At 67.5% G+C, this 25187-nt stretch carries 22 protein-coding genes and 2 pseudogenes; 13 read left to right on the top strand and 11 right to left on the bottom strand.

Translation table 11 applies throughout. The annotated features are described in order from the left end of the window. A pseudogene (locus tag AB0903_RS24550) lies at positions 1 to 377 on the bottom strand (hypothetical protein); the annotation flags it as partial. Between the two features lie 439 nt (positions 378 to 816). Here AB0903_RS24550 and AB0903_RS24545 point away from each other — a divergent pair. Further along, a complete protein-coding gene (locus tag AB0903_RS24545) occupies positions 817 to 2964 on the top strand; it encodes an NB-ARC domain-containing protein (RefSeq protein ID WP_366706189.1) in 2148 nt (715 codons plus the stop codon). Here AB0903_RS24545 and AB0903_RS24540 read toward each other — a convergent pair. After that, positions 2941 to 4686 (bottom strand): hypothetical protein, encoded by a 1746-nt coding sequence (locus tag AB0903_RS24540; RefSeq protein ID WP_366706188.1) that lies wholly within the window; start codon positions 4684 to 4686, stop codon positions 2941 to 2943. The genes AB0903_RS24545 and AB0903_RS24540 overlap by 24 nt on opposite strands. 357 nt (positions 4687 to 5043) lie before the next feature. Here AB0903_RS24540 and AB0903_RS24535 point away from each other — a divergent pair, with 357 nt between their 5' ends. From AB0903_RS24535 to AB0903_RS24525, 3 genes are all read left to right on the top strand, one after another. After that, on the top strand, positions 5044 to 5487 hold the full coding sequence (locus AB0903_RS24535; protein WP_366706186.1) for a hypothetical protein: 444 nt from the start codon (positions 5044 to 5046) through the stop codon (positions 5485 to 5487). Positions 5488 to 6467: 980 nt separating this feature from the next. Continuing rightward, the gene (locus AB0903_RS24530) at positions 6468 to 7355 is read left to right on the top strand and encodes a DUF6615 family protein (RefSeq protein ID WP_366706184.1); all 888 of its coding nucleotides are present in this window, start codon (positions 6468 to 6470) and stop codon (positions 7353 to 7355) included. A gap of 158 nt (positions 7356 to 7513) precedes the next feature. Then, positions 7514 to 7981: a transposase family protein gene (locus AB0903_RS24525; RefSeq protein WP_366706182.1), complete on the top strand. Its 468-nt coding sequence runs from the start codon at positions 7514 to 7516 to the stop codon at positions 7979 to 7981. A 9-nt stretch (positions 7982 to 7990) separates the two neighbouring features. Here the strand turns inward: AB0903_RS24525 and AB0903_RS24520 are convergent, their stop codons facing one another. Then, on the bottom strand, positions 7991 to 8272 hold the full coding sequence (locus AB0903_RS24520) for an integrase core domain-containing protein (RefSeq protein ID WP_366706180.1): 282 nt from the start codon (positions 8270 to 8272) through the stop codon (positions 7991 to 7993). 80 nt (positions 8273 to 8352) lie between these two features. Between AB0903_RS24520 and AB0903_RS24515 the strand changes: the two are divergent. The 3 genes and pseudogenes from AB0903_RS24515 to AB0903_RS24505 all read left to right on the top strand — a co-directional run. Further along, positions 8353 to 8451, top strand: a pseudogene (locus AB0903_RS24515) (IS5/IS1182 family transposase); the annotation flags it as partial. Between the two features lie 460 nt (positions 8452 to 8911). Continuing rightward, positions 8912 to 9253 carry a DUF6191 domain-containing protein gene (locus AB0903_RS24510; RefSeq protein WP_366706178.1) on the top strand — a complete coding sequence of 114 codons (342 nt, stop codon included), beginning with the start codon at positions 8912 to 8914 and terminating at the stop codon, positions 9251 to 9253. Then, complete coding sequence (locus tag AB0903_RS24505; protein ID WP_366706176.1) at positions 9250 to 9804, top strand: DUF3995 domain-containing protein; 555 nt, start codon at positions 9250 to 9252, stop codon at positions 9802 to 9804. The genes AB0903_RS24510 and AB0903_RS24505 overlap by 4 nt, the downstream gene beginning before the upstream one ends. A 215-nt stretch (positions 9805 to 10019) precedes the next feature. On the opposite strand, the gene AB0903_RS24500 is transcribed toward AB0903_RS24505, so the two are convergent. The 5 genes from AB0903_RS24500 to AB0903_RS24480 all read right to left on the bottom strand — a co-directional run bounded on the left by AB0903_RS24500 (position 10020) and on the right by AB0903_RS24480 (position 16098). Then, positions 10020 to 10238, bottom strand: a complete 219-nt coding sequence (locus AB0903_RS24500) for a DUF397 domain-containing protein (RefSeq protein WP_366706174.1) — start codon at positions 10236 to 10238, stop codon at positions 10020 to 10022. A gap of 5 nt (positions 10239 to 10243) precedes the next feature. Beyond that, a complete protein-coding gene (locus AB0903_RS24495; protein ID WP_366706172.1) occupies positions 10244 to 11029 on the bottom strand; it encodes a DUF5753 domain-containing protein in 786 nt (261 codons plus the stop codon). Positions 11030 to 11296: 267 nt separating this feature from the next. After that, positions 11297 to 12688 carry a group II intron reverse transcriptase/maturase gene (gene ltrA / locus AB0903_RS24490; protein WP_366706170.1) on the bottom strand — a complete coding sequence of 464 codons (1392 nt, stop codon included), beginning with the start codon at positions 12686 to 12688 and terminating at the stop codon, positions 11297 to 11299. 719 nt (positions 12689 to 13407) lie between these two features. Further along, positions 13408 to 14574, bottom strand: coding sequence for an acyltransferase (locus AB0903_RS24485; protein ID WP_366706168.1), 1167 nt, complete (start codon positions 14572 to 14574; stop codon positions 13408 to 13410). 537 nt (positions 14575 to 15111) lie between these two features. Further along, a complete protein-coding gene (locus AB0903_RS24480; RefSeq protein WP_366706166.1) occupies positions 15112 to 16098 on the bottom strand; it encodes a superoxide dismutase in 987 nt (328 codons plus the stop codon). A gap of 417 nt (positions 16099 to 16515) precedes the next feature. Between AB0903_RS24480 and AB0903_RS24475 the strand changes: the two genes are divergently transcribed. Then, a complete protein-coding gene (locus AB0903_RS24475) occupies positions 16516 to 17424 on the top strand; it encodes a nitroreductase/quinone reductase family protein (RefSeq protein ID WP_366706164.1) in 909 nt (302 codons plus the stop codon). A 58-nt stretch (positions 17425 to 17482) separates the two neighbouring features. Here the strand turns inward: AB0903_RS24475 and AB0903_RS24470 are convergent, their stop codons facing one another. Beyond that, positions 17483 to 18652, bottom strand: a complete 1170-nt coding sequence (locus AB0903_RS24470) for an acyl-CoA dehydrogenase family protein (RefSeq protein ID WP_366706162.1) — start codon at positions 18650 to 18652, stop codon at positions 17483 to 17485. Between the two features lie 372 nt (positions 18653 to 19024). Between AB0903_RS24470 and AB0903_RS24465 the strand changes: the two genes are divergently transcribed. The 5 genes from AB0903_RS24465 (at position 19025) to AB0903_RS24445 (ending at position 23251) form a co-directional block, all read left to right on the top strand. Continuing rightward, positions 19025 to 19861 (top strand): AfsR/SARP family transcriptional regulator, encoded by an 837-nt coding sequence (locus tag AB0903_RS24465; protein WP_366706160.1) that lies wholly within the window; start codon positions 19025 to 19027, stop codon positions 19859 to 19861. 8 nt (positions 19862 to 19869) lie between these two features. Next, on the top strand, positions 19870 to 20811 hold the full coding sequence (locus AB0903_RS24460) for an MBL fold metallo-hydrolase (protein ID WP_366706158.1): 942 nt from the start codon (positions 19870 to 19872) through the stop codon (positions 20809 to 20811). 130 nt (positions 20812 to 20941) lie between these two features. Continuing rightward, positions 20942 to 21418, top strand: coding sequence for a nuclear transport factor 2 family protein (locus AB0903_RS24455; RefSeq protein ID WP_366706156.1), 477 nt, complete (start codon positions 20942 to 20944; stop codon positions 21416 to 21418). Positions 21419 to 21470: 52 nt separating this feature from the next. Then, complete coding sequence (locus AB0903_RS24450) at positions 21471 to 22202, top strand: SDR family oxidoreductase (RefSeq protein WP_366706154.1); 732 nt, start codon at positions 21471 to 21473, stop codon at positions 22200 to 22202. Between the two features lie 14 nt (positions 22203 to 22216). Beyond that, the gene (locus AB0903_RS24445; protein ID WP_366706152.1) at positions 22217 to 23251 is read left to right on the top strand and encodes an LLM class flavin-dependent oxidoreductase; all 1035 of its coding nucleotides are present in this window, start codon (positions 22217 to 22219) and stop codon (positions 23249 to 23251) included. A gap of 92 nt (positions 23252 to 23343) precedes the next feature. On the opposite strand, the gene AB0903_RS24440 is transcribed toward AB0903_RS24445, so the two are convergent. Together AB0903_RS24440 and AB0903_RS24435 are read right to left on the bottom strand one after the other, a co-directional pair. Then, on the bottom strand, positions 23344 to 24567 hold the full coding sequence (locus tag AB0903_RS24440) for a nucleotide disphospho-sugar-binding domain-containing protein (RefSeq protein WP_366706150.1): 1224 nt from the start codon (positions 24565 to 24567) through the stop codon (positions 23344 to 23346). Between the two features lie 38 nt (positions 24568 to 24605). Continuing rightward, a partial coding sequence (locus AB0903_RS24435; RefSeq protein ID WP_366706148.1) for a serine hydrolase occupies positions 24606 to 25187 on the bottom strand: 582 nt, incomplete at its 5' end.

The raw sequence follows: 25187 nt of genomic DNA, 5'->3' as shown, positions 1-25187 counted from the left end.
CGGAGTCTCTTATTGTAGCCCACCCCGTGAGAAATTATGACCAAATCACCTTGAATGGCATGGATTTCGCCGCCGAAACTGGCTGCCAGAGCCAGATCCACCGGGGTGTGCAATGCCTGATCCCAGGGCAGCACTGGCACACCCACGCGCGCCAGCAACTCGCTCACCCCTGCCTGGAACGGTGAGGAGCCGGTGCAGGTCGCGAGGAGTTGCACCCGCAGGTCATCACGGAACAACGGCAGCACATCCAGCAAGCGGGTGGCCGAGGTGACGTTGTGGACGATCAGCAGCACCTTCCGGCAATGCCCGCGAGTTGCCCAGCCGGTCGATCCACGTCCGACCGGCACGCGGAGCCATCCTGTCCGTCCCTTGGTCACCCTGCCCCCTTGTACTCCGCATGGCGCCACCACACGTATGAGCAGCCTAACCAAGCCGGTGAAACCGCACGTAGGGCAGCGTGACTGGTTGACGATCCTGGTCCGGACGAGCAGCCGATAGCCCCGGTAGGCGATGCAGTGCATCAGTGGAGCCACCTCGACCTCGCCCGACGCGGTCAGGCCCTCGTCCAGTTCGGCGTACAGGTCCCGCAGGTAAGCCGGGGGCGCGCCAGGCATCGCCAGGACCGACGGCTCCCGCTCCCGATGCTGCCTCCGAGCCGGAGCCTGGTTCGCAGAGCCGGGGGTTTTCCCAGTCGTCTGGGCGTTGTTGATCCGCGGACACAGATGAGGGAGACAACCCGTTGCTCCTTCTGCAACTGGCAGAATATCGAAAGGATTTGATGGGCAGTGTGATGGGCCGGGGGTTCGCGTGAGGTCGGTGGACAACACGTTCAGCGGGGGGAACGCGCATGTTGTCGTGCAGGCGCAGAACGTGAGCATGTCGCAGCCGGTGCCATCGCCGCCTGTGCCCGCCATGCTCCTGACCGGGCCGGACGACTTCGTCGACCGAAACGAAGGGCGGGCCTGGTTCGATGCGATCACCGCTGATCTCCCCAGCCGCAGATCGCCGCTCTTTCTCGCTGTGACGGGGGCGGCGGGAGTCGGTAAGACCGCGCTGGTGCTCCACTCACTCGCCGGAAGGCTGGGTGAGTTCCCGGGCGGGCACTTGTTTGCCGACATGAGTCGGCGTGGCCTCGGGGACGCGCGCGACGTGTCGGACGTGCTGGCGGACTTCCTGTCGGAATTCCGCATCCCCCGCGATGAGATGCCGTCCGGTCTCGAAGCGCGTGCGGCTCGTTTCCGATCACTCACGAGCGCTGAACCATGCGTGGTCATTCTGGAGAACGTGGTCAATCCGGGGCAGGTCTGGCCGCTGATCCCGGGGCACCCGGCCAGCCTGGTGGTGGTGACCAGCAGGTTCGGCCTGAGCGGGTTGCGCGCCGGGCCCCACAAGGTGAATTTCCTGCAGCTCGATGTCCTGGACGACGCCGCTTGCGCCGATCTGTTCCAGCAGGTCGCCGAAGAGGCAGGAGAGTGCGACGACGAACTGCTACGCGCGGTCATCGGCGCTTGTGCGGGCCTGCCCGGAGCGGTACGCATCGCAGGCGCACGTGCGGCCGATCCGCTGGACGGTGGCATCCGCTCTCTCGCCCGTCGGCTGGAAGCCGGCCGGTCCGCTCTGGAGGTACTGACGATGTCCGACGGCGACATCTCCATGCGTCTGGTCTTCGAAGACTCCTACCGGAGCCTGGACGCGGCCACGGCTCGCGCGCTGCGGGCGCTCGGCCTGCAGCCGACCGAGGACTTCTCGGACGAGCTGGTGGCGGCCCTCGGCGGAACCGGCGAAACCGGAGACCAAGTGCGGCGTCGGCTGCTTGAGGCGAACCTGCTGGAGAGCGCCGCAGCGGGGCGTTGCCGAATGATCAGTCTGGTGCACCAGTACGCGAAGGAACGGGCGCACGCGGAAGATTCCCCTGCCGAGCATGCGGCCGTCCTGAGTGCGACGGCCGATTGGTACCTGTGGAGGGCTGGTGCGGTCGCGTACCAGGTTTCCAGGCGCTGGAGGTGCGGGACGCTGTTCGCTGACCCCGCACGGTTGCGGGGGGTTTTCGACGATGAACAGCAGGCACTCGACGCCTTCGCGGCCGACGAGGCCGGAGCCGCTTCGGTCGTCGAGCTCGCGTTCAAGGCGGGATGGTTCGAGAAGGTCTGTCAGTTGGTGGAGGCGCTGCGAGATTTCTACTTCCGTCGCAAGCACCACGTGACGTGGATCGCCCTGTGCGAAACGGCGGTCGAAGCCGCCAGGCACCTGCCAAATGACCTCGTCCTGGCGCGCATGCACTATGAGTTGGCGTTCGCCTTCCTCGACCGCGGCACGGAGGCTGATCTCGATGCCGCTCACCGCCATTACGAGCTGGCTCAGAAGGTGGCGCAGCGCGTGGGTCACGCGCGGACCCTTTCTTCCGCACTGGAAGGGCTGGGCCAGGTCGCGCTGAAGCAGGGGGCGGCGACAACGGCCATCAGCCTCTTCAAGCAGGCCCTCGCCGCGATCAAGAACATCGACCACCCGCGAGGGCGAGCACTGCTCACTTATCACCTCGGACAGGCCTACAGTGCCGCCGGCCTTCACCAGGAGGCTGCGGAGGCGCTGCTGCGGGCCCGCGAGCTGTTCGCCACGCTCCCCGACGCCGAGTCGCCTGGCCGGATTGCCCCGGACAGCTACAACGAGGCACGCTCCCTGACCCGCTACGGCCAGGCACGTATCGCGGCGGACAGGGCTGACGAAGCCGTGGAGCAACTGGAGTCGATTCTCGACCTGTTCGAGAAGTGCGATGCTCCGAAGGAGGAAGCCGACGCGCTGCTCGTTCGTGGCGACGCCTTGGCGGCGTGCGGGCAGGGCGACCGGGCACGCCAAGACTGGCAGGCCGCACTGGCGATGTATGTACGGATCAGGAGTGACCGGGCAGCGGAGGCCCGGAAGCGACTCGCTGACGCGGACGGGTCAGCAACGACGCAGGGACAGTAGGGTGGTCGGCAGGTCCTCACCGGCCTCCACCTGGACCTCGCCTTCCCAACCGGGCCCGAAGTGCGACAGACAGGCGTACAGCGCGGAGGCGGCGAGGGCCGAGCTGGACCACCAGACGGATGACGTCCAGCGCGCGGTGTACGTGCCGCCGCTGCGATGGTGCAGGCGGCACTCGCTGGGAGGTTCCTGCTGGGCCACTATGGTGCAACCGGGGTGGCGGGCGAGGAGCTGCTGCGGGGTCGACATGCGTGCTACCAGAATGTCGGCGATATGGGCCCACCGGACATCCGGCTCCTGTTCCTCAGCTACGACGTGGACGTCAGGCAGGTGAGCGTTGAGGCTGCCCTGCAGGCCGGCGGGGTAGCGGTGTACCGACACGGCGGGCTGTACCTCGGCAGTGCGGCCTTCGAGTACCTGAGCATGGACGGCGAGTGCGGGCTCTCCGGGGACGGACTGCGCCGCTGATACCGCCCGGGGGATGCTCACAGGTTGTGCGACAGCGGGATAAGGGGGCTCCTCCAACTTGAGGAAGCTGTAACACAGGCGGCGCAGTCTCGCCAAGGCTTCCATGGGTCTGGAGGTCACCATTCCGCGCATCTTGGCCAGCCGAGGATCTCCGTGCTGTTCACGCGTGGCGCGTCCGAGCTGCTCGGAGAGAGGGAGGAAAGCTGCTACACGAGGCAGCAGTTGACCGAGGAGGTCCATGGGTGAGCCGGCCGCCACGGATTCCTCGTCAAAAGAGGCCAGAAGTCCAGGAATTCCCTGAGCCGATGCATATATGGAAACCGACCCGTGGTCTCCGATGAAAAGATCTGCCGCACAGAGCGCGGCCTTCCAGGTGTGGGTTTCGGGTGTGGGAACCATCAACCCGGATCTGATGAACGGGGCGAGCCATGATTTTATCTGCCAGCCGCCATGCCCGTGAAAGGCATTGGGGTGAATCGCGGCGACGATCCGGTATTCCTCTCTCGGCAGCTCGGCCAGCGCACGGCGAACTACATCGGGTGCGCCACCCATAAGGGAGTTCCTGCCCCAAGTCGATGTCAGCAGTAGAAGTTTCTGTCCAGGTCTTATGCCGAAAGCGGCCCGATATTCTTCCCGGAACGCGGTCGAGGCACACAGCTGATCCATGCACGGATCGCCTATGACCTGAGCTATGGGAAGGGCTTCCGGACAGCCCTGACGCAGCCGCTCACGCTGCTCGTCATGAGATAGGACAATAGCGGAGGGAATCAACTCGCCCTCATGCAACAACCACTCGGCAGTCAGCCCAAACGCTCCCGGCTCCCGGCTCCCGGCTCCCGGCTCCCGGCTCCCGGCTCCCGGCTCCCGGCTCCCGGCTCCCGGCTCCCGGCTCAGTTTCTTATTATATCCGGCCCCGTGTGGTGTGCCAATGAGTGGCGCGGAGATATCCTGCAGTTCCCCTCCACGGCTCGTGCTGACCGCAAGGTCGAATTCGAGTCTCCGGGCTTCGTCCCAGGAAATGAAGGGAAGCTCGCGCGTGGTGATGAATTCCTTGATTCCTGCCGCAAAGGGTGAGGAACCGGTACAGGTGAAGACGGTCTGGATGCGTGTGTCGCCGTCGAATACCGCCAGCAGGTCCAGTAGCCGGGTCGCTGATGTGACGTTGTGGATGATGCCCAGGACGGTGCGGGATGGTGCGATCGTGCGCCAGCGCCCGGAGCCGCCCGGTGCGGCGAGATGGGTCTGGCCGAATATCACTCTGCTACCCCTCCTGGTCCTGGGAGGAGACCATACCCGGCGTGATGGCCACCTCTGCCTGCTGGGACAGCAGCCTTTGCGGCTGGTCTCGCGGTATACGGATCGGAGCGGAACGCTGAGGGGGCGGCAGCGGTAACCCGTGATCGCGGGGGTGTCCGCGCGTGGGGTGGATCTGTTCAGCTGCCTGAGCAGTCGGTTGTCCCTTGCCGTCGCCGATGCGCGCTGGGATAGAACGATGAGCAGCACCTTGTCCGCCACGCCCGGGCGCTGACTACCCAAGTCTCCGTGATCTCTCTACGGTGGCATCAGCGACTTCACGAAGGCACACAAGATGTAGGGGGCTCTGTGGAAGCTGAGTTGGCGACAGCGGTTTCGACACTGGTCGGACTCATGGTTTCGGACGCCTGGATCCAGGCGAAGGGGCGGGTGGCACGATTCTTCGCCCGCGGTGGCGATGCGACGTCCGTGGATGAGGAACTCCAACTCTCCCAGGAGGAACTCGTAGCGGCCCGTGCCGCTGAGGACGAGGGCGCTGCGGCTGACATCGTGGCCGGGCTGCGGGCGCGCCTGCGCCGGGTACTGCAAGCAGACCCCGGTGCCGGTGAGGAGCTGCGACTCCTGTTCGAGGAACTGGGCGTTGGCGGGGCGAACGAACCCGTTGTCACTGTGCAGAACACCGTCAGCGGCGGTGTGCAGCACATGGTCTTCCAGGGGCAGAACTTCACCGGACTGACCTTTCACGGCTCTGATGGACCGTCGCCCGTCCCTGACAATCCTCTGCGGGACGCCTCACAGGCGTGAAAGTGGGCCGGGGTGGCCGCCTGTCGACATCGCTCCCTCGTTGGGGCGGTGGGCCTCGAACAGAGTCCGGCGCCGGAGCCGGCCGGAGGGGCGGTGTGAGGCGGGGATGTGGATGCAGGAGTCCGAGGCACGGTCGAGCAGCCAGCGGAACCAGTGGAGCGAGTCGTCGCGATCGACGTGAGCAAGGCATCTGGGATGCTGTGTACGTTTGCCGCACGAAAGGATCAAGGGACGTAGCCGACATCGGCGAGGTCTGTGTCGATTACGGCGGAATCGTTGCCTCAGGGGCGACTTGTGGGGAATGGGATCTGCTGCAGAACGTGCTGTAGGAGTCCCATAATCCGGGTAGCCTCGCCTCTTGTCGCCACCGGTGCCCTCTCCGGTGGCCAGCCGGTGGCCGGACGCCTTTGGACGACGTAACAAGAGGCAGCACAGGTCAAGTAGCCGCACACGCTCTGATCAGGCGGAACGGCACCCAGCAGCACGACCAGGCACCACGCAGCACGAACGCTCACGGTCTCGTAATGCGTAGGTCTCGGGTTCGAATCCCGAAGGCGGCTCGGATTAACCCCAGGACTCACTCGCCGTGACCTGGGGTTTTTTCATGCCTGAGACATGCCGAGCCGCACGACGGGGATGCTGTGGAGGGGCTTGCGTGAGCGATGCGTGAGCGGATGGGCCTGGAAGAGGTGCACCGCCGAGCGCTCCGGTTCATGATCTGGCATTCACCTCAAACCGCAGCGACGCGGGCCATCGGCGACTTAGGGTGGTGAAGCCAGGCACTTGGAACGTAGAGAGGTGAAGGCGGGTTGGCGCTCTGCGACTGTGGTCAACAAGTTGGCAAGAATGACACTTTTTGTCGGACTTGTGGTGCGCGCGCCTCTTCGGCCGGCTCGCTGTGTGGAACTCTCAGTCGGCGCGCCGAGCTGACCTTTGAAGCCTTGGCTGCCGAACACCGTAGGGGCTGGCCGTCGAGTGAAGTGACACACACCGAGGAGAATCTCCGGGCCATCGATCGGGCCCACGGTGACCGGGTGGCGATCCATCCGTTCGCGAGCGATGAGGAACGCTCGAACGGAGCAGACTGGGAGTGGTGGTTTCACTCCGGCGCCGTGGGGTTCGGCATGCGCGTCCAAGCGAAGCGTGCCAACCGAAACGGCGGATACGACCTACGATATCGACCCGATGGCGACAGGTACCAGAATGATCTTCTGATCGAAGACGCCATCAAGGCAGGTTGCATTCCAGCCTACGTCTTCTACAACCACCTCAACTGGCCACAGAGACGTCCAGGCAAGCCGTGGTTGGGCTGCGACCATGGCACCTTCAATGAGGGTCAGCTGGGATGCACCATAGCGTCAGCCCTGGTTGTCAAGCAGACGCTTCGCGGAGCGCGCGCGAGCTCGCGATACGTGAAGGATCGCAGTCGCCCTTGGAACCGCATCCTTTGTGATGGGAGTGAATCCAGTGCGCCAAGCCTGGAAATTGCTTACGGGAGGGTGCTGAGTCTCCACCAGACAGCTCTTGCGGAGCTTGAGTGGGAAACGGAGCTCTCGGAAAACTCTCCAGTAGTGGCTAGAACTCCGATCCGGTTGGCCAACCCAGAGGACCCGAGCCGGGTTGATCGTCATCAGCACGATAGCGAGGATGACCGCGGGCGGGCCGAGCGCGACGAGACGACGCGTGGTGCAGCGCCGCTTAGTCCAACTGAACGTGCCCTTCGCGGACAACTACGGGAAATGGCAGACCGTCCGGTGGGCCGGCTTCCGCAGCGTGTACAAGCCATGGTCCGTGGCGCTGAGGGGGAACCGGCCGACGAGCGAGTTGCAGGTGCGGTGCTAGTGAATCTCAGCTCCGCTGAGACCTGAGGTCTACCCGGGGCCCAGGGCGATTGCAAAGTCGTAGCGATCTTGTGAGTGTGCAGGTCACGGCAGTATGACGATGCTGGATGGATGCGCGACCACACGCAACGAAGCTCCGTTGCGGAGGTGACCTTCCCAAGTCCCCTTCACGCAACGGAGCTTCGATGTGCCGTCAGTCTGCCACCGTCTGTCTGGTCAAGTCGCCCACGCGTCAGCACCGTTCGACGGGCCCGCTGGCCGAGCGGCTGGCCACGCTGGCCGATCCGCGGTGCCGGCGCGGGAAGCGTCACCCTTTCGTGGAGGTACTGCTGATCGCCTGCTCCGCCGTGACGTGTGGGGCGAGGAGCTTCGTGGCGATCGATGAGTGGGCGGCCGAGGCACCGCAGGATGTCCTGGCCCTGCTCGGCGCCCGTACCGCGACCGCCCTGTCCGTACGGATCCCGCCCAGCGGCGCGACCATCCGCCGGGTCATCAAGGACGCCTGCCCCGGCGGCCTGGCCGATCTCCTGGGCCACGACCCGTCCGGCACCGACACTCTTGCCCTGGACGGCAAGAGCGCCCGCGGCTCGCGTCACGGCATCACCCCGGCCGCCCACCTTGAGGGGCCCCGCCTTTTCCGGACAGTCGTCTGACCGCTGATTTCACGCGGCGATACGCAACTTCTGGTACTCGACGTGGACTTCGCGCGGTGGGCGGTAACCCACCGCCGAGTGAAGGCGCCTGCGATTGTACCAGAATTCGATGTAGCGGGTGATGTCCTGGCGAGCGGCCTCACGGGTCAGGTAAGTCACCCGTGACACGCGTTCGTTCTTCAGGACGCTGAAGAACGATTCGGCCATGGCGTTGTCAAAACAGATTCCGGTGCGGCCGGCAGATTGACGGAGCCCGAGTCCCCTGAGCTCCTTCCCGAACTCGGCCGACATGTAGTTACTTCCGCGATCAGAGTGGAATATCGCACCCTTCGCGAGCTTCCTGTTCCGTGCCGCGTTCCGGATGGCCCGGGGAGGGCTTCCGCGCAGTAGCCACCCGATTCGACAAGAGGGCGTACATCTTCCACGGCACCGTGACTGTCGCTGCCATTCGCCTCTGGCTTCGCTCGTGACCTGCCGGGCAGTCCGTATGTGTGCTGTCCGGCAGGTCTACCGAAGTCGGCCTGCTCCCACGGCACTCCGCCATGCGGTGGATCTCCATGGCGGCGCCTCCGCCGCATGGGGGAAGCGGATCATGCGCCGGTCTGATCCCTGCGCGCCGCGGATCCAGAACAGTGATCCCATGGCAATGAGCGAGACGAGTCCAACGACGGCGATCGAGGGGACCGAGCGGCCTGTGCCGCTCTGGGCAGAGCGCATTGCCCGCGAGATTGGGAGCCATCCCTATCGGGTGACATACGACGCTGCCGGGATGGGTGCCGGAGTGTCTGTACGAGCGGTCCACGCGCGGACCGATGTCCCCGAGTTCTCCCAGTCCGCACGTCCGATGAGAACGACGCCGACCCCCGCCGTCGTTTCCCGGCAGTCAACTGTGTTGAGGACGATGGGGGGCCATCTGTGACGATTTGGCTCATGTCGTTCCCGGCGTTCGTGTGTCTGCTGGTCTTGTTCGCCTTGGTGGAGAGCGCGTGGCGATGGTTCACGGGCCTGGGCTTGATCCCGTGGCTACGCAGGCGCACGGGACGGTCGTTGTCGAACATCGCCTTCGACGAATTCACGGCGGTCGTGAACGGAAACAAGACGGCGGAGCTGGAACAGCGGCGGGTGGAGCTGCTGCGGCGGGACGACGAGAGCGACGGTGCGCCGCCCCGCTCCAGCATTGACCTGACCAAGGGCACGGCGTTCATCGTGTTGCCACAGGAAGCGGACGGCCCCTGCGCTGACAGGCGCGATGTCCTTGAGGGCCGGCGGTGAGACGCGAACCGGAGGGAACAGGTGCAGAACCGTCCACGCTGTGGGGGCGTATCGCGTCGTTGTGGGCGGCCGCGTTCGCCGGGTTGCATTTCTACTGGGCCGTCGGCGGTGATGTAGGGCTCAGCTTCTCCGCCGGTCCGCTGGCCACCGAGCGCCCGCTGTGGTTCGTCGTAGCCGGTTTGTGGGGTGTGGGTGCGCTCTGCCTCCTCGCCGCCTTGCTGGCATGGCTGCTTGCCCGGTCCAGGCTCCGGGGCGTTCCCGCTCTGCTGGCAAGGGGGCTGGGGTGGGGCGTCAGTGCCCTCCTACTGGCCCGTGGCATCGGTATCGAGGTGCTGCTGCTGACCAACACAACGCACCTGGACACCTCCGTGAGCGCGGGGCAACGGGCCTGGACGCTGGCCCTCTGGAACCCCTGGTTCATCGCCGGAGGACTGGCCTTCGGCCTCGCCACCCTCCGGTCCCGCAGGCATACCGCCAATGGCCGCTGCCTCAACCGCAGAAGCGAGGACGGCGGACCCGCAGGTTTCGACCAGGCACGGCAGGCTCGCTGACCCATCGGACACGTCCTAGGGGCCTCTCGCCCTCATCCTGAAGAGCGGCAATGGAAGTGCTCGGCGGAGAAGGCATGACGCATGGACCTGACGTATTCGTTCGTGTTGTCGGGTGAGACAGGTAGGCTCGCATGACTCGAATGGGTAGCAGACGAAGGAAGCCCGGCTTCCCCCGCATATGGCGTGGGGGAAACCGGGCCGTTTTGCGCTGAGGGTTAGGCGTCGAGCCTGCTCGTGCCGAAGTGGTCCACGAACCCACGGAAAGCCGTCCGGGATACGGTCAGCGCCGGGCCATCCTCCTCCTTCGAGTCGCGGACGCCGATGACCTCGCCGAGGTCAGCGACCTCCACGCACGCGTTGCCGCTGTCGCCGCTGTACGACGACTTGAACCATGCCGCTCGGGGCGCGAGGTTCAGGGAATTGTTGTCGGCCATGTTTCTCAGATCTCTCGGACTAGGTCGTTCAGGAACTTCGGTGTCCTCCCCACAGGGAGTGCACCATCCCGCAAGACGTCGTACCTGCGGGAAAACCTCCAGATCTCGGTGTCCTTGTCCGTGACGTTGGAACCACCGTCGACCGTGTCCATCTGCACTACCGTCGGAAGCGATTCCCCGAACTCCATCAGGTTGAAGTCGTAGGCGCACCTGTAGGTCTCGTGCTTCGCGGGCAGTATCTGGATCGTAAGGTTGTTGAGTTCAGCGAGACGGATGATCTCCTCGTACTGCTTGCGCATCACGGCAGGGCTGCCAACGACGTTGCGCAGGCTCGCCTCCGAGAGGATGACGCGAAGCTCCAGGGGGTTGTCTCGGGTCAGGATCCGCTTGCGCTGCATGCGCACCTCGACGCCGCGCTCGATGCTCTCGGTAGTGGTCTCGTCGACGGGCTTGGCCGCCGCGAACTGTGCTCGCATGTACTCCTCGGTTTGGAGCAGGCCGAGGACGTACGTGGGAGTCCAGCACCTCATCGCCTTGGCGCCGTCTTCGAGCCCTACGTAGAAGGCCATGCCGCTGGGCATGGTGCGCGAGTACGTCGACCACCAACCTCTGCTCAAGCCATCACGATGGATGTCGACGAGGAAGCCTACGTCGTCCTCGTCGGTGACGCCGAGGCGTTCGAGGACCAGGACCAGGTGCTCCTGCCTCCGGAACGCTGATGCCCCCTTCGACACCTTGTAGTACTGCGATTCCGAGACGGGCAGGCCATCAACGACCTGCTCGATCGTCAAGCCACGCTGCTTACGTAGGCGCTCCAGCTCCATGCCGAGCGGGTGTGTCCAGTAGACGGCTGATCCAGTTTTGTAGGGGTCAGTTGGCGGCCGGGGTGAGCCGGCCCAGCGCATGGTCCACCGGCAAGGGCCGCAAGCGGTGGACCATGCGCTGGTTGAGTCGGCCCGGAGCGCGGTGTCGGTGTTCCCACCGGTCCGTTTCTCCGGGCCGCTCGCCGAACCCGGCGTGCGCCTCTCGACGCACCGGGCTCTCCACGGACTCTGCCGTCAGACGTGGTTCACCGACGCCCAGGAAGCTGGGATCGTGCCCCGGTATCGATAACGGGTGACCGTCACCGACGAGGGGTCGAACAACTCGATCCCGCCCATGGCAACCTGCCGCCACCGCCCGGAGGGAGTGACGAACAGGCGGCGCGACTGCCTCCATCGCAACCGGTGTAGCTTCCTCAGCCACCGGAAGACTCGCCACTGGACGAAGTGCCTCAGGTTGCTGAGGGTGTGCTTGCACACCGCGTAACGGAAGTAGTTCGTCCATCCGCGCAGGATCTGGTTGATCCTCGTCAGGATGGTTCTGGGGTCGGCCTGCGACACCCTGTGTGTCATGGCACGGATCTTCGCTTTCACCGCCTTGAGGGGCCGGTCGGCAATGAAGGTGTAGATGTACCACTGGTTCGTCCCTCGCTTGCGGCGCCACTGGATGTGAAACCCGAGGAAGTCGAACCCGTCGCTCATGTGCACCACTCGCGTCTTGGCCGGCGATAAACGCAGGCCAAGCGGGGCGAGCACGTCGGCGATGTCCTCGCGCAAGGCAACGACGTCGGCTTCACGACCGTGCACGAGCACGACGAAATCGTCCGCGTAGCGGACGATTCGCCAGGTCGGCAGGCTCTTCTTCCGACGCGCGTGACGCCGATAGGTTGTCCCCATCGTCCCGTTCGGCCGCCAGGGCTCCATCACGTGCTCATCGAGCACGCTCAAGGCGATGTTGGCCAGCAGGGGCGAGAGGATCCCACCCTGCGGGGTGCCGGTGTCCGACTCCTTCAGCCCGGACTGCTCGGTGAGCACCCCGGCCTTGAGGAAGGCTTTCACCAGCGACAGCACGCGCTTGTCCTTCACACGGAGCCGCACCCGGTCCATCAGGGCCGCATGGTCGATCCGGTCGAAGCACGCCTCGATGTCCGCGTCCAGCACCCACTGGTAGCCCCGGGAACCGAACATGTGGATCTCGGCAATCGCGTCGTGCGCCCGCCGCCCGGGCCGGAACCCGTAGGAGACCGGCAGAAAGTCGGCCTCGAAGATCGGTTCCAGCACGAGCTTCAGCGCCGCCTGGACCACCCGATCGGCGATCGTGGGAATGCCCAGCTTGCGGACCTTCCCCGAGCCGCCGGGCTTTGGAATTGCGCGCTCGCGCACCGGCAGCGGACGAAACGTCCCCTCCTTCAGCGCGGCCCGCAGATCCTCCAGGAACCCGGGCACCCCGACGCGCTCCTCGACCCAGGCGGCCGTCAGGCCGTCCACGCCCGGAGTGTTCGCACCGCGGTTGCCCGCGACCCGCTCGAACGCCACGATCAGCGTCGCCGGGTCGCGCATAAGGTTGAACAGGTCGTCGAACCGGCGGCTCTTATCGGCCACCGCCCAACGGTGAAGCTTGGTCTGCATCTCCGATACCCGCTGTCGCGGAGCCCCCGTATTCACCGGGGCGCCTTTCGGTCTTGCAGCATCCTCATCTCCTCGATTCCGCTGCCGCCCTTCCCCATGCGCCGGGCTCTCCCCGGCTCGGAGTACTACGGCGGCTCCGCCCCGCCCCAGATCGTTCGGCCGACGACGGGCCCAGCCCCTTCCGTGCCGGAGTGCACGAAGAGGGGCAGACCAGGGACGGTTCCCGTGTTCACTGTGATTCGCTCGTCGAAGGAGGAGCCCGACTCTGCCCCAACGGCCTCGCTGCGAGTACGCCGCAGACCTTCCCCGCAGCCTCCCGGTCATCGGCTTCACGACTTCCGGAAGTTCCCCGCCTTCCTGGCGAGGACGCGCCGTTCCCGGCCCTGATCCACCAGGTTCGAGCCGGTACGAGTGTTGAGGGACGTTATGACATCGGTTCCTCGCGTACTCCTCTCCGACCTGCTCACCGGACCTACGCCATCTGGCAGTTCTGGCGCACCCCGGCTTTGTCAGGACTGCTCCCACCCACCCCCGGCGCCTCCCGGGGCAGGCTGTCCTCAGCTCCTACCGGACCGCTGCGACGGCCCGGCGGTGGTGGTCTCTCACCCCCACTCGAATCAACAGCGCCTCACGGCGCACGAAGGCACCCCTGAACGCCTTCCAGATCGCCTTCGAAGGCCGGCTCACCCCGGCCGCCAACTGACCCCTACAAAACTGGATCAGCCGTCTACTGGACACACCCCTGGCCGGCGCTTCGTGGCGAACCTCCGCATCATCGGCTTCTCGACTAGTTCGTACAGCGCCCACGCGGCGACGACCGAGACTGCCAGGGAGCCCAGAACGAACGCGACGGAACTCAGGTTGGTCGCCCGGAAGTCGAGCCCGATGACGTGGAGGACGACCTGGATCGCGAAGAAGTGCAGGAGATAGAACGCGTAGGAGATGCTTCCCAGCCAGACCATGACCGGCCCGGACAGTAGAGAACGGCGCTTCTGTACGTCCGACATGGCCGCCGCTGCTATCAGTACCGCGACCGGGAGGACGCCGACCGCGACGATCGCGTAGTCCTTCGGGGCCTTCAACACCACCGCGTAGCCACCTGCGAAAACGAGCCAGGCCAGCCACAGGGGAACTTTGATCCAACGCTTCTCCAGCACGATCCGTGCCAGCAGGATGCCGAGGACGAACTCCCCGATGCGAGCCAGAGGTAGGACGTAGATGAACCAGTACTGCCAGGTGGTCAGTCCCTCGAAAGTCACCTCTCCGACCGGGAGCAGCTTCGCCACCTGGGGGATTGTGAAGATCAGCAGGACCACGCCGCCGACCCAACACCACAACCGCTCCGGACGGATTCTCCGGACCGCCTTGAGCAGGAGCGGAAAGCAAAGGTAGAAGACGACTTCGACGGACAGCGTCCAGCTGACGAGGTTGAAGGAGAAGGCCAGGTCGAGATCGGGAATCCAGCTGTGCACGAGCAGTAGCTGTGGAATCGCCCCGGGCAGTTGGTCACCCACCGACAGAAATATCCCCTTACCCCACCAGGTCATGAAAGCGACTCCGGCCAGAAAGCCTATGAGGTGGTTCGGGTAAATCTTGAAGAAACGGCGCCGCCAGAATTTCGACGCAGTGTCCTGTGTGCGCGCGGACCAGGTCAGTACGAATCCGCTCAGCACGAAGAAGGTGGTGACCCCGACGTACCCCATCATGAAAGCGACGGTGCCGATCCGTTGGCCCACCTCACCCGTCGGCAGAGCGACATACGCCACGTGCGATACGAACACCATGCACGCTGCGACCCAACGAAGCCCGGTCAGCGAATCCAGCTGTACAGGAAAATCCGCCAAGTAATCCGGAGAATGCGTTGCTTCCTTCTGTGCGCTGGTCATGCTCTCTCTATCTCTTCGAGGGCCGGCTCACCCGCCCAACAACTGAAGCCCCGCTCGTTGCCGCCGTCCGGACGGCCAAGCGGTACTTGACCCACGTCAGCGCGGACCCCTTCCAACACGCATCGAGGTCTTCAGGCCGCAGTCGGCTGCGTCGCCTGGCGGCCTGCACTCCCAATCCACTCGTCCTGCGAGCTGCAGGGCGTCCCTCCTGTCTCCTTGAGTTCCGTCGGAAAGGGCGGCAATTGAGGGTCGTTGCCCTGCTGCCTCCATTCCGGCCCATCGACGACGTCGAGCACCGCGGCCGACCAGGTGAAGCCGCCGCCCCACCTCCAGGAGCAGTCAGCGCTCACCCGGTCGTACGGTGCCGGATTCGGTGAGGGGTAGGACGGATCAGTTGATACCGGCCAGATCGGTTAAGGGGCGAACACAGGGGTTTTCCCCTCGCACGCCGGCCCTCGCTGGTCGGTTCCGGGTCTTCGCCGGCGGGCGGCGTGCCCTCCCCGGGAACAGTGCGGCCCGTCGCTTCCCTCCCTGCCGCTACAGCGGCAGGGAGAGCGCCACCGCGTTGTACGGGAGGTCCGGCTGCGGAGGCTGCGGGAAGCGGGAGTTGGGCAGGTAGATGCGGTTGCCGTGAATGGCGGCCGCGCAGGGGGTCTCGAAGCGCGGGTCGGTGACCGTGCGGACCAGGCGGGCGTTGTGGCCGGTCGGGTCGAGGCGCAGGACCGCGAGGTCGTTCATGCGGGGCGCGTACAGGGTGCGGCCGTGCACCAGTATCCCGTTGGTGGTGGGCAGTGTGGCCCTGCCCAGGTCGATTCGGCGGGCGTCGCCGGTTGTCGGGGCGACCCGGAACAGGCTGCCGCCGTGGGCGTGAATGTTGACGACGACGAGCGCGGAACCGTCCGGGGTGGCCGCGATGCCCGTCGCGGTGAGCCCGTCCGACGGGCCCTGGGTCCATTCGCCGCCCAGCTTCAGGGTCACCACCTGGTCGCGTGTCGGGAGCGCTCCGCGCGGCCCGAGCGGCAGGCCGAACAGCTGCCCGTTGAAGGAGTCGGTGAACCAGGCGGCGCGCGGCGTAAGGACCACGTGGTCGACGAAGGTGTCGGCGTTGCCGACCTCGTACGTCTGGATGACCTTCCCAGTGATCCCGTCCATCACGGTGATCAGCCGTCCCCAGCCGCCGGCGACGAACACCCGTTGCCGCTCGTCCACCTGCAGTCCGACGGCATAGTAGCCCTCCCCCAGGCCCGGATTGATCACCCTGCCCTTGCCGGTGAGCAGTGACGCCCGGTAGACGGCTCCGCCGAGCAGCGAGCCGAAGTAGGCGTACGGTGCCGGGCCGATGCCGATGCCGGCCGGGTGGAAGCCGTTGGGCAGGTTCAGGACATCCGGATATCCGGTCCGGCGGCGGCCCCGTTCGGCGGCGACCGCCGTGCTGCCTCCGCTTGCGGTGCCGAACAGTACGGCGCTGCCCGCTGCCGCGCCGAAACCGAGGAACCGTCGTCGTGTCGTGTTCGTGGCGTGCATTGCGCCCCCTCCGTTAGGTCGTCGGCCGCAGTGTGGGGAGGGGCACTCGGGCACCGCTTGAATCCGGCCAGGGGGCTGATTGGGCCGCGTTGACAAGGTCCCTGAGCGCTCGTTCTAATGAGAGATGTGGCGCGTGGCACCGGCCAAAGAGAACTGGCCCGGCCGGTGACCGGGCGACCATCCGCACATTAGGAACCATCCCATGCGTTCTCTCCTCACAGGCTTTGCCTGACAGGCACCTCGGCGTGCCCGCACCGCTGCTCTAGTCGGCCGTGCCCTTTACTCCGTGTCCGCACCGCCGTTTCCGGCAGGCCCGTTTCCAGCACCTCTGCCGCTGGTACGGCCCTATGCGCGCGCACGCACCCCCTCCCCTCCTTCTTCCTTCTTCTGTCGCCTCACCAAGGAGTCCGACCTCGTATGTCCTTCAATGAGTCCGTCATCGACGAGTTCCGCGCGAACCAGGGAAAAGTCGGCGGCTATTTCGAGGGCAGTGACCTGCTGCTGCTCACCACCACCGGCGCCAAGTCAGGCGAGGAGCGGACCGCCCCGCTGGGCTATGTGACCCATGACGACGAGCTCTTGGTCGTCGGCTCCAACCTGGGCGGACCCAAACACCCCGACTGGTACTACAACGTGCTCGCGAACCCGCTGGTGCAGGTGGAGATCGGCGCCGACTCCTTCGAGGCGGTCGCGGTGCCGGCCGAGGGCGCGGACCGCGACCGGCTGTTCGCGCACGTGGTGGCCTCGGAGCCGGGCTACGGCGAGTACCAGGAGAACACCAGCCGTGTTCTGCCCGTGGTGGCGCTGCAGAAGAGCGACCCCGCTCCGGGCGAGGGCCCGGCGGAGGTGCGGAGCCTGGCCGACAAGGTGGTCGAGGTGCACGTGTGGCTGCGCGGGCAGCTGCGGCACGTGAGTGCCGAGGTGGACGAGTACTTCGTGAAGGCTGCCGCGCACGAGGGCGAGGGGGCGGTGCCGACGGTGGGGCTCGGGCTCCAGATCCGCCAGCACTGCCTGGCCTTCTGCCAGACGCTGGAGTTCCACCACACCGGTGAGGACGCCCACATGTTCCCAGCGCTCGCGGCACAGAACCCGCACCTGGCGGACGTCTTCGAGCGGCTGCGGACCGAACACGTCACGGTGGCGCGGCTGCAGCAGGAGCTGAGCGCGCTGCTTTCCGACATCACGAGCGCCGACCCGGAGCGGTTCCGCAAGGAGCTGGCCCGGATGTCCTCGGAGCTGAACGCCCATCTTGACTATGAGGAGGAGTCGCTGTTGCCGCTGCTCTCCGAGATCCCCTTTCCGCCCGGGCCGCCGCCGGCCGCCTGAACGCGATGTGCCCCGGCCGGCCCCCGATGGAGAGGCCGGCCGGGGCGTGGGGTGTCCACTACCGCTCGGCCGGGCCGGTGGACAGTGCCCGGACTGCGTAGGCGCTCGCGTTGGGGCCGAACTGGAGCACGATGTGCCCGGCGGCCGAGTGGACGTCCCGCCACAGCCGCTGAAGCGGTGAGTCCTCGCTGTGTCCGGCCGTCCCGGATGCCCGGAACAGCCGCTCCACGGCCCCGACCAGCAGGTCGGCCACCAGCGCGCAGTCGCGCTGGGCGCGCGCCGTCTCCAGCGTGGTGATCTCCCGGCCGGAGTCGGCCACCGCAGCGACCCTCTCCAGCAGCAGGCGGGCGGCGTCGATCGAGCCCGAGGCCCGGGCCAGGGTCTCCTCGTAGAAGGCACGTCCCGGCCCCGGGCCACCGGAGCCCTCGGGCCGTAGCTGGTGCTCGGCGTACACGGACCAGTGCGCGAGAGCGCCCTCGGCGGCGCCGAGCATCGGCAGGCAAAAGAACAGTCCGTTCACGGCGGCGAGCGGCACGGCCGGACGGTCGGCTCCGGCGCTGACATCGGGCGCGTCCGCGGGGAGGCGCCCGGCCATCAGGTCGTCGGCCGGGAAGGACAACGCCTCGGGGATGTGGACGTCGTCGACGGTGAGGGTGTGGCTACCGGTGGCCCGCATTCCGATGTCCGACCAGGTGCGCTCGACGGCGTAGGATGAGCGCGGAAGTGCGAAGATCCGCCGCTCGGCCGGGGCACCCGGGGCCTTGGCCAGTCCGAGCACCAGCGCCCAGTCGGAGTGTTCGACGGCGCTGACGTACGGCCAGGTTCCGGTCAACTGCCAGCCCCCGTCCTTCGGCAGGGCCCGGCCGCGCGGCGAGACAGAGCCGACGACCAGGGTGTCTGGACCGGCCTCCCAGAGCCGCTTGCGGCCTTCCTCGGGCAGGAAGGCCGCCATCCGGGACAGGCTGAGGGCGATGGAGGCACACCAGCCGGTGGCCGGACAGGCGGCCGCGATCGTGGCGACCGCGTCGGTGACGGCGGTGAAGCCGCCGCCCCGGCCGCCGTGGGCCTCGGGCACGAAGTGCCGGGCGAAGCCTGCCTGGAGCAGCGCTCGTACGACGTCCGGGTCCAGCGAACGGGCGGCTTCGGCGGCCGTGGCCCGGCCTGCGGCGAGCGCGCTCACCGTCGCCGCTTCGGGGGCCGGGGGCGCTGACCGGATCTGGTGGAACATCAGGCGGCTCTCCTTGCGGTCGGTGCAGGCAGCCACCGTCGGCCGGGTCGATCGGGCACCGGTACAGGCCCGCTACAGCACCGCTGGAGCCGTGGACGAGTCGTGGGACGTATGTCACAGCGGCCCTCGGTCGACCGGGTGCGGGTTCGTGTGCGGCCAGTCGGTATGTCCTGCTCGAACGTCCGGCTAATAGTCGGCGCGCGCTACCACAGGTTGGCGGGTGGCGTGGTGTGCGAATCGGACGCCTGTGAGGGCCGCAACAGAACCCTGCCGGACGGTCGATTTCTCCTTGATAGTGACTCGACGTCGACGTAGCCTGTGTCAAACGTGGATCGGCCGACCGAACGATCCACTTAAACGGGGGTTAACAGAATGTCAAAGGATTCCTCTCGACCGCCGGATTCGCTGCCGTTCGCCAGCATAGGTGTGCTCGGACCATTACGCGTTGAAATCGACGGGCGGTCGATCGTTCCCACTGCGGGGAAACCGCGGCAATTGCTTGCACTCCTCGCCCTGCGCTGCGGTCGGGTCGTTCAGGTGCCGACCCTGATGGAGGAGGTGTGGGGTGAGGGCATCCCCCGGAGCGGTATGACCACTCTCCAGACGTACGTTCTCCACCTGCGCAGACTCATCGTGGAGGCGCTGCCGGAGGACGCTGGGCTCACACCAAAGGATCTGCTGGCCACCCGCTTCAACGGTTACCAGCTCACCGCCAAGCCCAGGTCTTTCGACCTGGTCGAATTCGAGTCCCTGGCCGGATCCGGAGAGAATGCGCTGGAGCGCGGTGATGCTGCCGCCGCGTCAAAGTACCTGCATCAGGCGCTGGAATTGTGGCGCGGCCCCGCATTGATGGACGTCCCGGTGGGTCGGGTGCTGTCAATGGAACTGACGGGCCTTAATGAAGCGAGAATGCAGGTTCTTGAGCGGCGCATCCTGTCCGACCTTTGGCTGGGAAAGAGCGCGAACCTTGTTCCAGAATTGCGCAAGCTGGTGGAACAGCACCCGCTGCACGAGAAGCTGGCCGCCTGCCTGATGATCGCCTACCAGCGGTCGGGGGCGGGGTGGCGTGCCCTGGAGGTCTTCCGTGACCTGCGGAAGGCGCTGATCGGGGAACTGGGCGTTGAGCCCTCGGGTCGACTCCAGAATCTCCACCGGGAGCTGCTGTCGAACGCCACCGACCTGTCGCTGCGCGACTACGTACTCACGTGAGCGCGGCCATGGGTGGGAATGAAACCGCCGCCGGTGACGGCTTTTTGGAAGAAGTCGCGGACGGGGTGTTCGCCTACGTCCAGCCGGACGGCAGCTGGTGTCTGAACAACGCCGGTCTTCTCGTCTCGGAGGGCCGCTCCGTGCTGGTCGACACCGTGGCCACCGAGTCGCGGGCCCGTCGGCTGCGCGAGGCGGTACTGGAGCAGGGCCGGCCAGTCCCGTCCGCAGTGGTCAACACACATTCGCACGGGGATCACACCTTCGGCAACTTCGTGTTCCCCGAGGCGGTGGTGTACGCGCACCACGAGACGCGGCGCGAGATGGCGGCGGCCGGTCTGCACCTGACCGAGGTGTGGCCGGAAGTGGAGTGGGGAGCCGTTGAGGTGGTGTTGCCCCAGGCCACCTATCAGACCGAACTGGCCCTGCACATCGGCGATCTAACGGCCAGGCTGATCCATCTGGAGGTGGCGCACAGTACCAACGACACCGCCGTGTGGGTGCCCGAGCGGCGGGTGCTGTTCACCGGTGACGTGGTGATGTCCGGAGTGACCCCGTTCCTGCCGATGGGCTCGGTGGCCGGGTCGCTGCGTGCCATCGCGCGGATGCGGGCGCTCGACCCGGCCGTCGTCGTGGCCGGGCACGGCATGTCCGGTGGCGTGGAGGTGCTGGACACCACGGAGGCGTACCTGCTCCGGCTGCAGGAGCTGGCCCGGCAGGGTATCGACGCCGGGCTGTCCCCGTTGGAACTGGCGCGGGAAACGGACCTCGGACCCTTCGCCGTCCTGCTGGACCCGGAGCGCCTCGTGCCCAATCTGCACCGGGCCTTCGCCGAGGAGCGGGGCCGGGCCCACGGCGCGGCGCTCGACATGTCGGCCGTCATCGTCGAGATGGGCACCGTCTTCAAGGAGATGGCCGCCTACCGCGGGTCCCGGTCCGTCTGCCACGCCTGACGCGGCTGGACGACGCTTCGAGCGGGTCTTGAGGACCGGCTCACAGGATCGGCGCTCGCGGGCGCCCCGGCGCACCTCCCGTGTGCCCGGGCGCCCGCTCCGTCGTTCCCGAGCACGTCTGGAGTACCCGATGACGTCCGCCGGCAGCAGCTTCGCCGATCTCTACGCCGCGGTCGGGCGGCACTACGCCCGCCAGGTCCAGTTCCTCGACAGCGGGAGGTTCGAGGAGTACGCCGACACCTTCACGCAGGACGGCGAGTTCCAGCACACCCCTGGTGTCCCCCCGGCCAGGACGCCCGCCGGCATCGTCGCCGAACTGCACTCCTTCCACGAGCGGTTCGCCGACGACCCGGTGCAGCGCCGGCACTGGTTCAACATGATCGACCTCAGCCCGCGTGAGGACGGCGACTTCGACGCGGTCTTCTACGCACTGGTGCTCACCGTGCGGCCCGGAGTCAAGGAGCCGCAGGTCGGCCCCAGCTGCCTGGTCCGCGACGTACTGGAGATCACGGACGGGTCGGTGCGCAACCGCTCCCGCCGGGTCGCGCACGACCAGCACGCCGTGCACGACCAGCACGCCGTGCACGTCCAGCACGCGTCCCGTTGAGCGGCCGATCCGATCCGCTCGGCCCGGCCGCCCGCCGAAGGGAGAACCCCTCATGCCCCGTAAGCCCGTCGCCCTGGTGACCGGATCCTCGTCCGGGATCGGCGCCGCCGTCGCCCGCAGACTCTCCGCCGAGGGTATGGCGGTGGTGGTCAACGCGACCCGCAGCGCCGACGCGGGCCGCCGACTCGCCGAGTCGCTGCCCGACGCGCGCTTTGTCCAGGCGGACATCTCCGACGAGGGGCAGGTCCGGCAGTTGCTGGACGAGGTCGCCGAGGTGTACGGCGTCCTCGACCTCCTCGTCAACAACGCCGGTGTCACCCGGGCCATCCCGCACAAGGATCTCGACGCGGTGACCGGGGAGGTGTGGCGCGAGATCCTCGGCGTCAACGTCGTCGGCACCTGGCAGACCACCGTGACCGCCATGCCGCTGCTGCGAGCCTCGGGGGCCGGCCACGTCGTCAACATCTCCTCGGTCGCCGGGGTGCGGCCGGCGGGCAGTTCCATCCCGTACGCGGTCAGCAAGGCCGCTGTCAACCACATGACCCGGCTGCTGGCCGCCTCGGTCGGCCCCGAGGTGCGGGTGAACGCCATCGCCCCGGGGCTGGTCGACACCCCGTGGACGGAAGGCTTCACCGAGATCCGCGCGCGGGTGCGGGAAGCCGTGCCGCTGCGTCGCACCGGCGCCCCCGAGGACGTCGCGGAGCTGGTGATGGGCCTGCACCGGGCTGCGTACACCACCGGCGAGGTGGTGCTCGCCGACGGCGGCGCCCACCTGCTGATCTGAGAGGAGGAAACACCGTGAAGCTTGGTGTGAACCTGAGCTACCAGGGTGCCGTGGAGCTGGCCCTCGCGGCCGAGCGGCTGGGCTATGACGTGGCGCTGGCCCCCGAGGGCTACCGCTCGGACGCCGCCAGCGTGCTCGGCATGGTCGCGGGCCGGACCGAGCGGATCGCGCTCGGCTCCGCCGTGATGCAGATCCCCGCCCGCAGCCCGGCGCTGGCCGCGCTGACCGCCGCGACCCTGCAGTCGCTGTCCAGCGGACGGTTCCGGCTGGGGCTGGGGGTGTCCAACCCCGACGTCTCCGAGGGCTGGTACGGGGTTTCGTTCGCGGAGCCGCTGGCCCGGACCCGGGAGTACGTGGAGATCGTACGGCAGGCGCTGACGGGTGAGCCGGTCCGCTACGACGGCCGTCATTACCAGCTGCCGTCCTCCGGCTCGGGTGCGGCCCCGCTGCACGTGATCACCGAGACGCAGGGCGCGCCCGTACCGGTGTACCTGGGGGCGGTCGGCCCGGGGAACCTGGCGCTGGCGGGCGAGATCGCCGACGGGTGGATCGGGGTGTTCGCCGCACCCGAGCAGGTCGCGGAGTCGGTGGCGCACGTCGCGGCGGGCCGTGCGCGGACCGGCCTGCCCATGGCGGGTTTCGACGTCATGCCCTGCCTGGCCACCGCGATCGGCGGCGACACCGATGGTTGCGTGGACCTCCTCCGGACTCATTACGCCTACCTGATGGGCATCGGGGCACCGGAGCGGAACTTTTACATCGCGCTGGCGACACGGCTGGGCTTCGGCGAGGCCGCCACCGAGGTGGGCAGGCGCGCGGCCGCGGGGGACCGGGCGGGCGCCGCTGCGGCGGTGCCGGCCGGATTCGTGGAACTGACCGCGCTGACCGGGCCGGTGGACCGGGTCGCGGAGCGGATGCGGCAGTACGCGGAGGCGGGTGTCACCACGCTCGGCATCATGATCTCCGCGATGGCCGGCAGGGTCGAGGAGCGGATCGCGGTCCTGGAGCGGGCGATGACCGCGCTGGAACGGTCCGGGGTACGCGACTGAGGCGGCCTCGGCCCGCAAGCGGGACGCGCTGCGGGCGGGGCACCTGGTGACAGGGCCCCGCCCGCGGCGCGCTCGTGTGCGTGATGACGCCCTCAGGCGGCCACGCCGGCGGTGATGCGGTGGACCAGCTCGGCGGGGGACGGCTGCCCCGCCATCTCCTGACGGACCTGTCCGGCCGCCTGCCGGAAGGAGGTCTCCGTGAGCAGTCGTACGGCGGCCGTGGCGATCCGGTCGGCGTCCGCCGACTCCGGCGGCACGGCCAGGCCGACCCCGCGCTCGACGACCCGGCTGGCGCACAGTTCGTTGTCCGCGCCGCTGGGGACGAGTAGTTGAGGCACGCCGTAGTGCAGCGCGGCCGCGGTGGTGCCCGATCCGCCGTGGTGGACGACGAGCGCGCAGTCATGCAGGATGCCGGAGAGGGGGACGAAGCCGGCCGGGACGAGATTGGCGGGCAGCGGGCCGAGCGCGCTCAGGTCGGTCTCGTCGTCGGCGAGGACCACTTCCGCGTCCAGGGCGGCGAGGGCGTCGATCAGCAGCCGCAGGCTGGCGGTGCCGCCCGGCAGCAGCGGTGCGACGGTGCCGAGGGTGAGGCAGATACGGGGCCGGGCCGGTCGGCGCAGCGCCCAGTCGGGCAGGACGGCGCCGCCGTTGTAGGGCACGTAGCGCATGGGCAGCCAGGGCACGCCGTCGTACGGGTCGGCTTCCTCGTGCTCCAGGCCGCCGAGGCTGGGGGCGCGGGGGTCGATGCGGCCGAGGAGGTCCGGCTCGCGTTCGCCGAGGCCGAGTTCGGCGCGCAGTCGCAGGACGACGGGGCTGTCGTCCGGGACCACGCCGAGACGGGCGTTGGTCCGGGCGGCCTCGCGCACGCCGGGGTCCCGCATCGACCAGGAGACCCGGTTGCCAACCTCCAGGGCGGGCACGCCGAGGGCCACGGCGGCCAGTTTGCCGGCCTGGTGGTCGGAGCAGTAGACGACGAGGTCCGCGCCGAAGTCGCGGCCGGCGTCGACCGTTCCTTCGGTCATGGCGAGGGTGAACAGCTCGAACGGGCGCATGGTGCGGGCGAGTTCCCAGTACCCCTGGGGCACGTCCGGGTCGGCGTCGGGGACGGGCCCGCCCGGGTCGGCGACCAGGTCCTCGCCGACGTCACGGCGGGGGAACACGTCGACCACCGGCGCCCCGGACCAGGCGGCGGCCTTCGCCATGTGGGCGGTGGTGGCGATCAGGACTTCGTGTCCCGCCGCGCGCGCCGCCCAGACGAGCGGCACGAGGGGCAGCATCAGGCCGTAGCCCGGTGCTGCCGGGAACAGGATCCGCATGGCGGATGACTCCTTAGGATTCGGACGGGTGGCGTGGATCAAACAATTCTGTCGACGCTGCGGAAAACCGCCTCGACGAGCCTGCGGACGCGTCCGTCCATACTGCCCATCACCGCGGAACCCATATTCGGTACATAGCCGAATGCCAGCTCGCGTTCCGGGTCTGCGAAAACGAAGACGCCGTTCGCCCCACTGAGTCCGAACGAATTCTTCAGTCCCGTGTCGGCGGGGAACACCGCGCTGTCCGCGAGCTGCACGCCCAGTCCCCAGGTGAGCGGGGTCAGCATGACCTCGCAGGTGCCGTTGGAGTGGGGGCGGGCCATTTCGGCGGTGCGGTCGGGGCCGATGAGGCGGATGCCGTCGACCTCGCCGACGAGGGCGGCGAGGAGCCGGGCCAGGGCATGGGCGCTGGCGAGGCCGCCGTAGGAGGGGTCCTCGACGGCCGGGTCGGCCGGGTCCTGGGACATGCTGCCGATGGTCGCCCGATAGGTGAGCGTGGTGGGTTCGCGGAGTTCGACGACCTCGCCGGGGTCGGCGCCGGCCATGAGGGCTTCGGCTTTGGATTCCATCATGGTGGCGAGGTGGGCGCCGGAGTCGGTCGGCAGCCCGATGTGGGCGTC

This window comes from Streptomyces sp. NPDC048389 (genome assembly GCF_040706335.1).
Lineage (GTDB): Bacteria > Actinomycetota > Actinomycetes > Streptomycetales > Streptomycetaceae > Streptomyces.
The sequence above is the reverse complement of the archived record's forward strand: the minus strand, read 5'-3'. Positions and strand labels throughout refer to the sequence as shown.

Excerpts from the sequence above, each read along its gene's own strand:
- ltrA (WP_366706170.1), bottom strand. The coding sequence starts at position 12,688 with ATGCAGACCAAGCTTCACCGTTGGGCGGTGGCCGATAAGAGCCGCCGG.
- AB0903_RS24455 (WP_366706156.1), top strand. The coding sequence starts at position 20,942 with ATGACGTCCGCCGGCAGCAGCTTCGCCGATCTCTACGCCGCGGTCGGG.
- AB0903_RS24470 (WP_366706162.1), bottom strand. The coding sequence starts at position 18,652 with ATGTTCCACCAGATCCGGTCAGCGCCCCCGGCCCCCGAAGCGGCGACG.
- AB0903_RS24480 (WP_366706166.1), bottom strand. The coding sequence starts at position 16,098 with ATGCACGCCACGAACACGACACGACGACGGTTCCTCGGTTTCGGCGCG.
- AB0903_RS24460 (WP_366706158.1), top strand. The coding sequence starts at position 19,870 with ATGGGTGGGAATGAAACCGCCGCCGGTGACGGCTTTTTGGAAGAAGTC.
- AB0903_RS24510 (WP_366706178.1), top strand. The coding sequence starts at position 8,912 with ATGTCGTTCCCGGCGTTCGTGTGTCTGCTGGTCTTGTTCGCCTTGGTG.
- AB0903_RS24520 (WP_366706180.1), bottom strand. The coding sequence starts at position 8,272 with ATGTCGGCCGAGTTCGGGAAGGAGCTCAGGGGACTCGGGCTCCGTCAA.
- AB0903_RS24500 (WP_366706174.1), bottom strand. The coding sequence starts at position 10,238 with ATGGCCGACAACAATTCCCTGAACCTCGCGCCCCGAGCGGCATGGTTC.
- AB0903_RS24440 (WP_366706150.1), bottom strand. The coding sequence starts at position 24,567 with ATGCGGATCCTGTTCCCGGCAGCACCGGGCTACGGCCTGATGCTGCCC.
- AB0903_RS24485 (WP_366706168.1), bottom strand. The coding sequence starts at position 14,574 with ATGACCAGCGCACAGAAGGAAGCAACGCATTCTCCGGATTACTTGGCG.
- AB0903_RS24465 (WP_366706160.1), top strand. The coding sequence starts at position 19,025 with ATGTCAAAGGATTCCTCTCGACCGCCGGATTCGCTGCCGTTCGCCAGC.
- AB0903_RS24450 (WP_366706154.1), top strand. The coding sequence starts at position 21,471 with ATGCCCCGTAAGCCCGTCGCCCTGGTGACCGGATCCTCGTCCGGGATC.
- AB0903_RS24525 (WP_366706182.1), top strand. The coding sequence starts at position 7,514 with ATGTGCCGTCAGTCTGCCACCGTCTGTCTGGTCAAGTCGCCCACGCGT.
- AB0903_RS24475 (WP_366706164.1), top strand. The coding sequence starts at position 16,516 with ATGTCCTTCAATGAGTCCGTCATCGACGAGTTCCGCGCGAACCAGGGA.